Below are 12,707 nucleotides of genomic sequence, written 5' to 3' on the forward strand. Positions count from 1 at the left end.
CCCGGCTCACTCCCGCCGCGCCGCAGCACGATCAGGCGGCCTGATCGTGCCGCGTCCTGGCTCACGGTCGGCGGTGAGCCAGGACGCGCTGCGGTGAGCCAGGACGCCGTCCGGGCGGTGTCCACAGATGGCTGCGGCGGGCTCGGTGGGCGTCCGGAGCGCCCGAGACTCCCGCCATGCATCCCGAGCTGGCGCGCGTCGCCGAACCGAGGTCCGGCGTCTTCACCGCGCGAGAGGCCGTGGCTGCCGGCTACCGCCCCGACGAGATCCGGGCGGAGCTCGGCGCCCGCCGCTGGTGTCGCTTGCGTCGCGGCGTCTACATCGGGGCCCGGGACCTGCGCGACGCGGAAGGGGACGAGCCGCGCCGTCACGCCGTCGACTGCTTCGCGGTACTGGCCTCCCTGGGCGCGGGCCCGGTCGTCAGCCACGACTCGGCCGCGCGGCTCCACGGCGTCCTCCTGCCCCGCGACACCGAGGCGGTCGTCCGGTTGACGGACGAGGGGCAGTGGCGGCGGGGGCGCGGCTACGTCGTCGCGCGCGCGACCCTGACGGCCGGGGAGGTCGGATCGGTGCACGGACTCCCCGTGACGACGCCGGCGCGGACGCTCGTCGACTGTGCCCGCGAGTGGGACATGGCCGACTCCGTCGTCGCCATGGACGCCGCTCTGCACGGGCGCCTCGTCGACCCGGCGGACCTGCGTGCGGCGGTGCTCCGCGCGACGCACTGGCCGGGCATCGGGGACGCCGCGCGGGCGCTCGGCCTCGCGGACGGCCGGGCGGAGTCGCCGCTGGAGACGCGTGGGCGCCTGGCGCTGCTGGCGGCGGGCCTGCCGGCCCCCGACCTCCAGGCCGAGGTGCACGGTCCGCGGGGCTTCGTCGCCCGGGTGGACGGCTGGTACGAGGAGGCCGCGGTCGCCGTGGAGTTCGACGGTCGGGTGAAGTACTCCGAGCCCCACGGAGGCCGGGACCCCGGGGAGGTCCTCTGGCGGGAGAAGCGCCGCGAGGACCAGGTGCGGGAGCTCGGGATCCGGGTGGTGCGCCTGACGCAGGCCGACGTCGGTCCGGGGGCTCGTGCCGACCTCCGCGCCCGCCTGACCGCGCTGCTCGCCGCCCCGTTCCTCGGAGTGCGCCGCTTCGTCGTCGTCCACCGTCCCGCGGATCGGGCCACCGCGGCCGACGACGCGGGCGCCCGGCCGGCGTCCTAGCTCACCCCAGCGCCTTCTGGCTCACGGTGGGCGGTGAGCCAGGACGCAGCACGATCAGGCGGCCTGATCGTGCCACCGACCGGCCGGCGGTGTGGGGCGCGTCACGGGGGAGAGGTGGGGGAGGGTGGGGAACACCGCCCGCGGGTCTGCCGTTACGGTGGGCAGGAAAGTTGAGCGGACCCCGCGCAAGGCGGTCGGAGGTCCCTCGGCCGACCCCCAGCAGACCCAGCGCACCACCCGCACGCACACGGAAGAGGAGCCAGCTCCATGGCACGAGCGGTCGGTATCGACCTCGGGACCACCAACTCCGTCGTCACCGTCCTGGAGGGCGGCGAGCCGACGGTCATCGCCAACAGCGAGGGCTCGCGCACCACGCCCTCGGTCGTCGCCTTCGCCAAGAACGGCGAGGTCCTCGTCGGCCAGTCGGCCAAGAACCAGGCCGTCACCAACGTCGACCGCACCATCCGCTCGGTCAAGCGCGAGATGGGCACGACGTGGAAGACCGCCGAGATCGACGGCAAGCAGTACACGCCGCAGGAGATCAGCGCCCGCGTCCTGCAGAAGCTCAAGCGCGACGCCGAGACCTACCTGGGCGAGCCGGTGACCGACGCCGTCATCACCGTCCCGGCCTACTTCGAGGACGCGCAGCGCCAGGCCACCAAGGAGGCCGGTGAGATCGCGGGCCTCAACGTCCTGCGCATCGTCAACGAGCCCACCGCGGCCGCGCTGGCCTACGGCCTGGACAAGGGCGAGACCGAGCAGACGATCCTCGTCTTCGACCTCGGCGGCGGCACGTTCGACGTCTCGCTGCTCGAGATCGGCGAGGGCGTCATCGAGGTGAAGGCCACCGCCGGTGACAACCACCTCGGTGGCGACGACTGGGACGAGCGCGTCGTCAAGCACCTGGTGCAGACGTTCAACGCCCAGAACGGCATCGACCTGTCCAAGGACAAGCTGGCCATGCAGCGCCTCCGCGAGGCCGCCGAGAAGGCCAAGATCGAGCTGTCCGGCGCGCAGTCGACCAACGTCAACCTGCCCTACATCACGGCCGGCGCCGAGGGCCCGCTGCACCTCGACGTCACGATGACCCGCGCCGAGTTCCAGCGCCTCACGCAGGACCTGCTCGACCGCGCCCGCGCGCCGTTCAACCAGGCGATCCGTGACGCCGGCATCTCCGTCGGCGCGATCGACCACGTCGTCCTGGTGGGTGGCTCGACCCGCATGCCGGCCGTCAGCGACCTGGTCCGCGAGCTGACCGGCGGCAAGGAGCCCAACAAGGGCGTCAACCCCGACGAGGTCGTCGCCATCGGCGCCGCGCTGCAGGCCGGTGTCCTCAAGGGCGAGGTCAAGGACGTCCTGCTCCTCGACGTCACCCCGCTGTCCCTCGGCATCGAGACCAAGGGCGGGATCATGACCAAGCTCATCGAGCGCAACACCACGATCCCGACCAAGCGCTCCGAGATCTTCACGACGGCCGACGACAACCAGCCGTCCGTGCAGATCCAGGTGTTCCAGGGCGAGCGCGAGATGGCGATGTACAACAAGAAGCTTGGCATGTTCGAGCTGACCGGTCTGCCCCCGGCGCCCCGCGGCGTCCCGCAGATCGAGGTCGCCTTCGACATCGACGCCAACGGCATCGTGCACGTGTCCGCCAAGGACCTGGGCACGGGCAAGGAGCAGTCGATGACCATCACCGGCGGCTCGGCCCTCCCCAAGGAGGACATCGAGCGGATGATGCGCGACGCCGAGGCCCACGCCGAGGAGGACAAGCGCCGCCGCGACGAGGCCGAGACCCGCAACCTGGCGGAGTCGCTGCAGTACCAGACCGAGAAGTTCCTCGCGGAGAACGGCGAGCGCATCCCGGCCGACAAGAAGGACGAGCTCGGCGAGGCCCTGACCGAGCTGCGCTCCGCCCTCGGTGGCTCCGACATCGCCGCGATCAAGTCGGCGCAGGAGAAGGTCGCGCGCATCTCGCAGGAGGTCGGCGGGGCGCTCTACGCCCAGCAGGCCGAGGCCGGCGCTCCCGGTGAGGGTGCCCCGGGCGGGGCCGGTGCGGCCGGAGCCGGTGCCGGTGCCGGTGCCGGTGCCGGTGGCGCCACGGCCGCCGACGACGACGTCGTCGACGCCGAGATCGTCGACGAGGACACCGACCGCCGATGAGCCAGGGGGACGAGCAGCCGCGGGTCGTGATCCGTGACAAGCGGCGGATCGACCCCGTCAACGGCGCGGTGCGGGCGCCGGCCGGCGAGCAGCCGGCCGGCGCCCCGCCGGGCCCGGCACCGACAGCCCACCCATCGCCAGGGGAGCGCATGACCGAGAACGACACGGCCGCCGGCTCCGAGGTGACCGCGCAGGAGGCCGTCCCGGCCACCGGCGACGGCGACCTCGCCCGCCAGCTGACCGAGCGGACCGAGGACCTCCAGCGGGTCACGGCCGAGTACGCCAACTACCGGCGGCGCGTCGACCGCGACCGGGGCCTGGTCGTCGACCAGGCCGCCGAGCGGTTCGCCGCCCAGCTGTTCCCGATCGTCGACGACATCGAGCGGGCGCGGGACCACGGCGACCTCACCGGCGCCTTCAAGGTGGTGGCCGACCGCGTCCTGGGCCTGCTCGACGGCCTGGGCGTGGAGTCCTTCGGCGTCGCGGGCGACCCGTTCGACCCCGCGCTGCACGAGGCCGTCCTGCACGACACGTCCGACGAGGTGACGGTGCCGACCGCGACGACGGTCCTGCGGCAGGGTTTCCGCCGGGGCGAGCGCGTGCTGCGCACCGCGATGGTCTCGGTGAGCGAGCCGTCCGGCGCCGCCGCGGCTCCCGCGGCCCCCGCCGACGCGCCGGCCGACGGCGGTGCGCCGGGGGAGACCCCGGCCGCCGGCTGACCGGCCCCGGACCGTTCGTGGAGACCCCGAGGGGAGGAGGCGCCCGATGAGCACTCGGGACTTCATCGAGAAGGACTACTACGGGGCGCTCGGCGTCTCCCAGGGCGCCGACGCCGCGGAGATCAAGAAGGCCTACCGCAAGCTCGCGCGGGACCTGCACCCGGACAAGAACCCCGGCAACGCCGACGCCGAGGCCCGGTTCAAGGAGGTCTCCGAGGCCTACGACGTGCTCAGCGACCCCAAGCGGCGCGCCGAGTACGACGACGCCCGGCGGCTGTTCGGCTCCGGCGGTGCCGGGGCCCGGGCCGGCTTCCCCGGCGGGTTCCCGGGCGGCGGGGCGGGCGGCGGCCAGCCGTTCGACCTCGGCGACCTCTTCGGCGCCGCGGGCGGTGCCGCGCGCGGCGGGGCCGGCGGCATCGGCGACATCTTCGGCAACCTCTTCGGCGGCGGCGCCACCGGTGCCGCCCCCGGCTCGGCCCGGGCCCGCTCGCAGGCGGCGTCCGGGCCGGCCCGGGGCCAGGACGTCGAGACCGAGGCGACCCTGTCCTTCGACGAGGCCGTCCTCGGCGTCACCGTGCCGCTGCGGATGCAGAGCCCGGGCACCTGCCCCACCTGCGCCGGCAGCGGCGCGAAGCCCGGCACCTCGCCGCACACCTGCGAGGTCTGCGGCGGTGCCGGCGTCACCAGCCGCAGCCAGGGGGCGTTCGCCTTCTCCGAGCCGTGCCGCAACTGCCGCGGCACCGGCCAGGTGGTCGACGACCCGTGCCCGACCTGCGCCGGCAACGGCGTGACCACGCAGACCCGCACCATCACCGTGCGGATCCCCGCGGGCGTCAAGGACGGCCAGCGCATCCGGCTGGCGGGCAAGGGCGCCCCGGGACGGCGCGGCGGCCCGGCCGGTGACCTGTTCGTCGTCGTGCACGTCAGCGACCACGAGCTCTTCGGCCGCCGGGGCGACGACCTGACGCTCACCGTGCCCGTCACCTTCCCCGAGGCGGTGCTCGGCACGACGCTGACCGTGCCCACGCTCGACGGCAACGTGACCCTCAAGGTGCCCGCGGGCACCGCGAGCGGCCGCACGCTGCGCGTGCGCGGGCGGGGCGTCCCCGGCCGCGGCCGCTCCGGCGACCTGCTGGTCACCGTCGAGGTCGCCGTCCCGCAGCGGCTGTCGGCCGAGGGGGAGCGCGCGCTCAAGACCCTCGACGCCGAGCTCGGCGACCCGCGGCCGCAGATCACCGCCGCCGTCGACCGTGGCGGTGAGCGCGGGGGCACCCGGTGAGCGCCCCCGGCGCCGGGGAGCGCCGCCACTCCGACGGCGTGCGGGCGGTGGCCGAGGACGCACCCGTCTTCGTCATCTCGGTGGCGGCCCAGCTGGCCGGCATGCACGCCCAGACGCTGCGCCAGTACGACCGGCTCGGCCTGGTCACCCCGGGCCGCACCGCCGGCGGCGGGCGCCGCTACAGCCCGCGCGACGTCGCGCTGCTGCGGGAGGTCCAGAGGCTGTCCCAGGAGGACGGCGTGAACCTCGCCGGCATCAAGCGGATCATCGACCTGGAGTCGCAGGTCGAGGCGCTGCAGCGCCGCGTGCACGAGCTGCTCGGCGAGGTCGAGGACGCCGAGCGCCGGGCGGTCGCCGCCGAGTCGGCGGCCTCCGGCTTCGGGACCGCCTTCGGCCGCGCCGACCTCGTCCCGCTCCGCCGGGCGAGCTCGGCGCTCGTGGTCTGGCGGCCGCGGGAGCCGCGGTGAGCGGGAACCCGGCGGGCGGGAACCCGGCGGGCGGGAACCCGGCGGGCGGCGCCGTCGTGCAGGAGGACGTGGACGACGACCTGCACGCGACCTTCGTGCGGCTCGAGCGCGAGATCGGCCTGCTGCTGCGGCGCTCCCGCGCCATCTCGGCGCGCCTGGCGCGCGAGCTGCACCCCGACCTCGACGGCGCGGCCTACGGCCTGCTCGCGCTGCTGGCCGACGCCGGCCCGCTGCGCGCCAGCGACCTCGTCGCGCGGCTCGGGCTCGACAAGAGCACGGTCAGCCGGCAGGTGGCCTCGCTGGTCGCGCTCGGCATGGTCGACCGCGAGCCGGACCCGGCCGACGGCCGCGCCCAGGTGCTGCGCCCCTCGCCCGACGGCGCCGCGCGGCTGGCGCGGATCCGCGACGTGCGCCGGGCCCGCTGGGAGAGCGACATGTCCGACTGGCCGGCCGACGACGTCACCACGCTCGCCGACCTGCTCGGCCGGTTCAACCGGCTCGGGGAGGCCCGCGAGGCGCAGGCCGCCGCCGACCCCGCCGACGCGGGAGAGGCCGTGACGACCCGGCGCTGAGCGCCGAACCCACGCTGTGACGGCGCCCGGACCCCCGCGGTCCGGGCGCCGTCGCCGCGTGTGGGAAGAGGCGTATGGGGTAGCTGGTTGCAGACAACAACCAACCGGATGTATGGTTGCAGTCTGCACTCATCGCACCACCCCGAGGACGCCATGCCCCTCACTCCCGCCACCCGGGACCGGCTGACCGCCGGCATCGCCCGCCTGCTGCGCAGCGGCCGGCACGTCTCCGCCCGCGCCGCCGACGCCGTCCACGGCGACCTGCCCTCCTTCGGCTGGGCGCTGCTCGTGCCGCTCGAGCGCGACGGCGAGCAGCGCTGCAGTGCGCTGGCCGCCCAGGTCGGCGTCGACGTGTCGGTCGCCAGTCGCCAGGTCGCGGCCCTCGAGCGGTCCGGCCTCGTGGAGCGCCGGCCCGACCCGCACGACGGCCGCGCCAGCCTCATCGGGCTCACCCCCGCCGGGTCCGCCGCGATCGCCCAGACGCGCGCCGTCCGGTCGGAGTGGGCCGCCGAGGCCCTCGCCGGCTGGACGGAGGAGGAGGCCGCCCGCCTCGGCGACCTGCTCGAGCGGCTCGCCGCCGACCTCGACCGCGCCGCCGTCCCCCGTCCGCACGCGGGGGCTCCCGCGTGACCCCGCACCCCGCCCCCGCGCAGTCCGCCGCAGCCCGTCCCGAACCGACCAGGAGCACCACCGTGACCACCACCCGCGAGCCCGCCACCGGGCCGGGATCTCCCACCGAGGCGCCCGTCGAGCAGCAGGGCCGCATGACCCACCGCCAGATCCTCGAGGCCCTCTCGGGAATGTTGCTGGCGATGTTCGTGGCGTTCCTGTCCTCGACCGTCGTCTCGAACGCCCTGCCCACGATCATCACCGACCTGCGCGGCAGCCAGAGCCAGTACACGTGGGTGGTCACCGCCACCCTGCTCGCGTCGACGGCGTCCACGCCGATCTGGGGCAAGCTCTCCGACCTGTTCAGCAAGAAGCTGCTCATCCAGCTGTCGATCGTCGTCTTCATCGTCGGCTCGATGCTGGCGGGCCTGTCGCAGTCGGTCGGCACGCTGATCGGCTGGCGCGTGCTGCAGGGCCTCGGGCTCGGCGGCCTGCAGGCGCTCGTGCAGATCGCGATGGCCGCGATGATCAGCCCCCGCGAGCGCGGGCGGTACTCCGGCCTGCTCGGCGGCGTCATGGCGGTGGCCACCGTCGGCGGCCCGCTGCTCGGCGGCCTGCTCGTCGACACCAGCTGGCTCGGCTGGCGCTGGTGCTTCTACGTCGGCGTCCCGTTCGCCGTCGTCGCCCTGGTGCTGCTGCAGCGCACGCTGAACCTGCCGGTCACCAAGCGGCGGGTGCGCATCGACTACCTCGGCGCGGCCTTCCTGACCGCCGGTGTCTCCGGGCTGCTCATCTGGGTCACCCTCGCCGGGAACCAGTTCGCCTGGGCCTCCCTGGAGACCGCCCTGTTCCTCGGCGGCAGCGTGCTCGCGATCGCCGCCTTCCTCGTCACCGAGCTGCGCGCGGCCGAGCCCATCGTCCCGCTGCGCCTGTTCCGCGACCGGACGACGACGCTCGCGATCGTCGCCAGCGTCGCCATCGGTGTGGCGATGTTCGGCTCCACGGTCTTCCTCGGCCAGTACCTGCAGATCTCCCGTGGCTACTCGCCGACGGCGGCCGGCCTGCTCACCATCCCGATGGTCGGCGGCCTGCTCGTCTCCTCGACCGTGTCGGGCATCCTCATCACCCGCACCGGCCGGTGGAAGCGGTTCCTCGTGGCCGGGTCGATCCTGGTCGTCGCGGGCTTCGGCCTGCTGGCCACCATCGACCACGAGACCGACATGGTCCTGCTCGGCGTCTTCCTGTTCGTGCTCGGTGTCGGCATCGGCATGACGATGCAGAACCTGGTGCTGGCCGTGCAGAACACCGTGGCCGCCTCCGACCTGGGTGCGGCCAGCTCCGCCGTCGCCTTCTTCCGCAGCCTCGGCGGCACGATCGGCGTCTCGGTCCTCGGCGCCGTGCTGAGCAGCCGGGTCTCCACCCTCATCACCGCCGGCCTGCCGCCGGAGCTGGCCGCCGCCGGTTCGGGCTCGGGCTCCGTGGGCCTGGCCGACCTCGCCGACGCGCCGGAGCCGATCCGCCGGCTCATCGAGGTCTCCTACGGCGATGCGACCGGGCGGATCTTCCTGGTGTCCGGCGTCATCGCGGTGGCCGCCGTGGCGGCGATCCTGCTGATCCGCGAGGTCGCGCTGCGCACGGAGACGGGCGAGGAGCGGCTGCGCCGCGAGTCCGCGCCCGCGCTCGCCGACGACCCGGCGGTGGGCACCGCCCGCTGAGCCCGCGTGACACACGAGAGGGCCCGCTCCCCGGTGGGGGAGCGGGCCCTCTCGTCGTGCGGGGGATCAGGAGTCGAGCGCGGCGTCCAGCGTGATCTCCACGCCGGCGAGCGCCTTGCTGACCGGGCAGCCGGCCTTGGCCTCCTGTGCGGCCTTCTCGAAGCCGGCCGCGTCGAGCCCGTCGACCTCGCCCCGGACGGTGAGCGTGATGCCCGTCAGCCTGAAGCCGCCGTTCGCCTGGTCCGGGCCGAGCGAGACGTCGGCGCTGACCTCGAGGGCCTGCGGCGTGCCGCCGGCCTGGGCGATGTTGGCCGACAGCTGCATGGCGAAGCACGCGGAGTGGGCCGCGGCCACCAGCTCCTCGGGGCTGGTCGTGCCACCGGCCTCGTCGGCGGCACGCTTGGGGAAGTTCACCTCGAACGTGCCGGCCCTCGAGCTGGAGAGCTCGACCTGGCCGGAGCCCTGCTCGAGCGTGCCGTTCCAGGCGGTGCGTGCGGTACGGGTGGGCATGGCTGCCTTCCGGACGGAGGGGCCGGCACTGCTGACCGGCGTCGGACCCCCGCGCCCTACCCCGGTGGGTTGCGGGCAACCCACCGGGCCGTCAGACCGTGCGGGGCGCCTCGTTCACGCGGTGGGTGAGCACGTTGAGGGTCTGCTTGAGGTCGGAGAACTCCTCGACGCCCATGCTGAGCGCGCAGATCATGTCCTGCGAGATGGCGTAGGCCCGCTCCCGCAGCGCCCGGCCGGAGTCGGTGAGGGCGATGGCGACCGAGCGCTCGTCCTCGACGCGGCGGTGGCGGGTGACGAGGCCGGCGGCCGTCAGCCGCTTGAGCAGCGGGGACAGGGTGCCGCTGTCGAGGGCCAGCCGGTGGCCGAGCTGGCCGACCGTCTGCTGGTCCTCCTCCCAGAGCAGCATCATGACCAGGTACTGGGGATAGGTCAGCCCCAGCTCCTCGAGCATCGGCCGGTAGCGGGCCGTCATCGCCCGCGAGGCGGCGTAGAGCGCGAAGCACAGCTGGTCGTCCAAGGCCACGCTGGGAGCGGGGAGGGCGGCTTCCTCGCCGGTCTGCGTCATGCGTTCGAGTGTAGGGACAACCGTGTCGCGCGGCATGCAGTTGTGTCGGCGCACACCCCTTTCGGGTCGCCGTCGTCCGCCGGGGTTGAGCGGAACAGACTCAACTCCTGCTCCGTTGGACCGGTCGACACGCCGTCCGCCGGGGCAGTGACCCCGGCGCCGCCGACGAGAGGACGATCCGCACCCACCATGGAGCACAAGCTGACCACCCGTTCGCAGGAGGCGTTCGCGGCCGCCCAGCGGCTGGCGGTCGACCGGGGGCAGGCGGCCCTGGAGCCCCTGCACCTGCTCGTCGCCCTGCTGCAGCAGACCGACGGCATCGCCGGCCCCCTGCTCACCGCCGTCGGCGCCGACCCGGCCGACGTCCGGGCCAAGGCCGAGGCCGCGCTGCGCCGCCTGCCCAGCGTCAGCGGCGCCACCGTCCAGGCCCCGTCCGCCTCCCGCGAGCTGCTGCGCGTGGTCAACGCCGCCGGCGAGCAGGCCGGCGCGCTGGGGGACGAGTACGTCTCCACCGAGCACTTCCTGGTCGGACTGGCCGGGTCCGAGGGCGAGGCGGCCGCCGTGCTCACCAGCGCCGGCGCCACCCGCGACACGCTGCTGGCCGCGTTCCGCACCGTGCGCGGCAACCGGAAGGTCACCACGGCCGACCCGGAGAGCACCTTCCAGGCGCTGGAGAAGTTCGCCGTCGACCTCACCGAGCGCGCCCGCGAGGGCCGCATCGACCCGGTGATCGGCCGCGACGCCGAGATCCGCCGCGTCGTGCAGGTGCTGTCCCGCCGCACCAAGAACAACCCGGTCCTCATCGGCGAGCCCGGCGTCGGCAAGACGGCGATCGTCGAGGGCCTGGCCCAGCGCATCGTCGCCGGCGACGTCCCCGAGAGCCTCAAGGGCAAGCGGCTGATGGCGCTCGACCTCGGCGCGATGGTGGCCGGGGCGAAGTACCGCGGCGAGTTCGAGGAGCGCCTGAAGGCCGTGCTCCAGGAGATCACCGAGGCCGAGGGCCAGGTGGTCACCTTCATCGACGAGCTGCACACCATCGTCGGGGCCGGCGCCACCGGCGACTCCGCCATGGACGCCGGCAACATGATCAAGCCGATGCTCGCCCGCGGCGAGCTGCGGATGGTCGGCGCGACCACGCTCGACGAGTACCGCGAGCACATCGAGAAGGACCCGGCGCTCGAGCGCCGCTTCCAGCAGGTGTTCGTCGGCGAGCCCTCGGTCGAGGACACGATCGGCATCCTGCGCGGGCTCAAGGAGCGCTACGAGGTCCACCACGGCGTCCGGATCACCGACGCCGCGATCGTCGCGGCCGCCACGCTGTCGGACCGGTACGTCACGGCCCGCTTCCTCCCCGACAAGGCGATCGACCTGGTCGACGAGGCCGCCAGCCGGCTGCGCATGGAGATCGACAGCCGGCCGGTCGAGGTCGACGAGGTCGAGCGCGCCGTGCGCCGCATGGAGATCGAGGAGATGGCGCTGGCGAAGGAGGACGACCCCGCCTCCCTCGACCGTCTCGCGGTGCTGCGCAGCGACCTGGCCGACCGGCGGCAGGAGCTCGCCGAGCTGACCGCCCGCTGGCAGCAGGACAAGGGCGCGATCGTCCGGATCCAGCAGGTGAAGGAGGAGCTCGAGCGGCTGCGCACCGAGTCCGAGCGGGCCGAGCGCGAGGGCGACCTCGCCCGCGTCGCCGAGCTCCGCTACGGCCGGATGCCGCAGCTGGAGAAGGCGCTCGCCACCGCGGAGGACGATGTCGCCGCGCAGGCCTCCATGCTCAAGGAGGAGGTCGGCCCCGACGACATCGCCGAGGTCGTGCAGGCCTGGACCGGCATCCCCGCCGGCCGGCTCCTCGAGGGCGAGACGCAGAAGCTGCTGCGGATGGAGGACGAGCTCGGCCGCCGGGTGGTCGGCCAGCCCGACGCCGTCCGCGCCGTCTCCGACGCCGTCCGCCGCGCGCGGTCGGGCATCGCCGACCCCGACCGGCCCACGGGCTCGTTCCTCTTCCTGGGACCCACCGGCGTCGGCAAGACCGAGCTGGCCAAGGCGCTGGCGGAGTTCCTGTTCGACGACGAGCGGGCGATGGTCCGCATCGACATGAGCGAGTACTCCGAGAAGCACTCGGTGGCGCGCCTCGTCGGAGCGCCCCCCGGCTACGTCGGCTACGAGGCCGGCGGCCAGCTCACCGAGGCGGTGCGGCGGCGGCCCTACACGGTCGTGCTGCTCGACGAGGTGGAGAAGGCGCACCCCGACGTCTTCGACGTGCTGCTGCAGGTCCTCGACGACGGCCGGCTCACCGACGGTCAGGGCCGCACCGTGGACTTCCGCAACACGATCCTGATCCTGACGTCGAACCTCGGGTCGCAGGTCATCGCCGACCAGTCGCTGCCCGAGGAGGCGCGCCGCGCCGCGGTCATGGACGTCGTCCGGTCGCACTTCAAGCCGGAGTTCCTCAACCGGCTCGACGACGTCGTGGTGTTCCGGGCGCTGGGCAGCGACGAGCTGGCCGGCATCGTCGACATCCAGGTGGGCGTGCTCGCCCGCCGGCTGGCCGCCCGCCGGCTCACGCTGACGGTCACCGACGCCGCCCGCGAGTGGCTCGCGCTCAACGGGTTCGACCCCGTGTACGGCGCCCGGCCGCTGCGCCGGCTGGTGCAGTCGGCGATCGGCGACCCGCTCGCCCGGGCGCTGCTCGCCGGTGACATCCGCGACGGCGACGGCGTCGTCGTCGACTGGTCGGCCGACGTCGTCGACGCCGACAGCGGGCTGACCGTCTCCCGCGCGCAGTGAGCTCCCGGGCCCGCCGTCCCCTCCCGGGGGAGGCGGCGGGCCCGCGCCTGCGCGGGGACTGGTCCCGCCGCCCGGGGTCGGCGATCATCGCCGCGGACCCCGGCCGGGACAGGCCGGCCCGG

At 74.4% G+C, this 12,707-nt stretch carries 11 protein-coding genes; 9 read left to right on the plus strand and 2 right to left on the minus strand.

Features of this window, described 5'->3' with window-relative positions:
• Window positions 1-176 precede the first annotated feature (176 nt).
• The 8 genes from WA616_RS14625 (at window position 177) to WA616_RS14660 (ending at window position 8,726) form a co-directional block, all read left to right on the plus strand.
• Window positions 177-1,205 carry a type IV toxin-antitoxin system AbiEi family antitoxin domain-containing protein gene (locus tag WA616_RS14625; protein ID WP_336030892.1) on the plus strand — a complete coding sequence of 343 codons (1,029 nt, stop codon included), beginning with the start codon at window positions 177-179 and terminating at the stop codon, window positions 1,203-1,205.
• A gap of 267 nt (window positions 1,206-1,472) precedes the next feature.
• The gene (gene dnaK, locus WA616_RS14630) at window positions 1,473-3,365 is read left to right on the plus strand and encodes a molecular chaperone DnaK (RefSeq protein ID WP_336030894.1); all 1,893 of its coding nucleotides are present in this window, start codon (window positions 1,473-1,475) and stop codon (window positions 3,363-3,365) included.
• Between the two features lie 149 nt (window positions 3,366-3,514).
• Window positions 3,515-4,084 (plus strand): nucleotide exchange factor GrpE, encoded by a 570-nt coding sequence (gene grpE / locus WA616_RS14635; protein ID WP_336030896.1) that lies wholly within the window; start codon window positions 3,515-3,517, stop codon window positions 4,082-4,084.
• A 46-nt stretch (window positions 4,085-4,130) separates the two neighbouring features.
• Window positions 4,131-5,363: a molecular chaperone DnaJ gene (dnaJ, locus tag WA616_RS14640; protein ID WP_073421036.1), complete on the plus strand. Its 1,233-nt coding sequence runs from the start codon at window positions 4,131-4,133 to the stop codon at window positions 5,361-5,363.
• Entirely contained in the window at window positions 5,360-5,830 is a 471-nt protein-coding gene (locus tag WA616_RS14645) for a heat shock protein transcriptional repressor HspR (RefSeq protein ID WP_336030899.1), read from the plus strand. Before dnaJ ends, WA616_RS14645 begins: the two co-directional genes overlap by 4 nt.
• Window positions 5,827-6,402: a MarR family winged helix-turn-helix transcriptional regulator gene (locus WA616_RS14650; protein ID WP_336030900.1), complete on the plus strand. Its 576-nt coding sequence runs from the start codon at window positions 5,827-5,829 to the stop codon at window positions 6,400-6,402. Before WA616_RS14645 ends, WA616_RS14650 begins: the two co-directional genes overlap by 4 nt.
• 153 nt (window positions 6,403-6,555) lie before the next feature.
• Window positions 6,556-7,032: a MarR family winged helix-turn-helix transcriptional regulator gene (locus WA616_RS14655; RefSeq protein WP_336030901.1), complete on the plus strand. Its 477-nt coding sequence runs from the start codon at window positions 6,556-6,558 to the stop codon at window positions 7,030-7,032.
• Window positions 7,033-7,094: 62 nt separating this feature from the next.
• Entirely contained in the window at window positions 7,095-8,726 is a 1,632-nt protein-coding gene (locus WA616_RS14660) for an MFS transporter (protein ID WP_336030904.1), read from the plus strand.
• 66 nt (window positions 8,727-8,792) lie between these two features.
• Here the strand turns inward: WA616_RS14660 and WA616_RS14665 are convergent, their stop codons facing one another.
• Both WA616_RS14665 and WA616_RS14670 read right to left on the minus strand, forming a co-directional pair.
• Complete coding sequence (locus tag WA616_RS14665; protein ID WP_336030906.1) at window positions 8,793-9,236, minus strand: OsmC family peroxiredoxin; 444 nt, start codon at window positions 9,234-9,236, stop codon at window positions 8,793-8,795.
• Window positions 9,237-9,327: 91 nt separating this feature from the next.
• The gene (locus tag WA616_RS14670; protein WP_336030907.1) at window positions 9,328-9,801 is read right to left on the minus strand and encodes a MarR family winged helix-turn-helix transcriptional regulator; all 474 of its coding nucleotides are present in this window, start codon (window positions 9,799-9,801) and stop codon (window positions 9,328-9,330) included.
• A gap of 189 nt (window positions 9,802-9,990) precedes the next feature.
• On the opposite strand from WA616_RS14670, the gene clpB reads away from it, so the two are divergent.
• Window positions 9,991-12,585, plus strand: coding sequence for an ATP-dependent chaperone ClpB (clpB, locus tag WA616_RS14675; protein ID WP_336030909.1), 2,595 nt, complete (start codon window positions 9,991-9,993; stop codon window positions 12,583-12,585).
• Window positions 12,586-12,707: the final 122 nt, after the last annotated feature.

The sequence above is a fragment of the Geodermatophilus sp. FMUSA9-8 genome, from assembly GCF_037034165.1.
GTDB lineage: Bacteria > Actinomycetota > Actinomycetes > Mycobacteriales > Geodermatophilaceae > Geodermatophilus > Geodermatophilus nigrescens.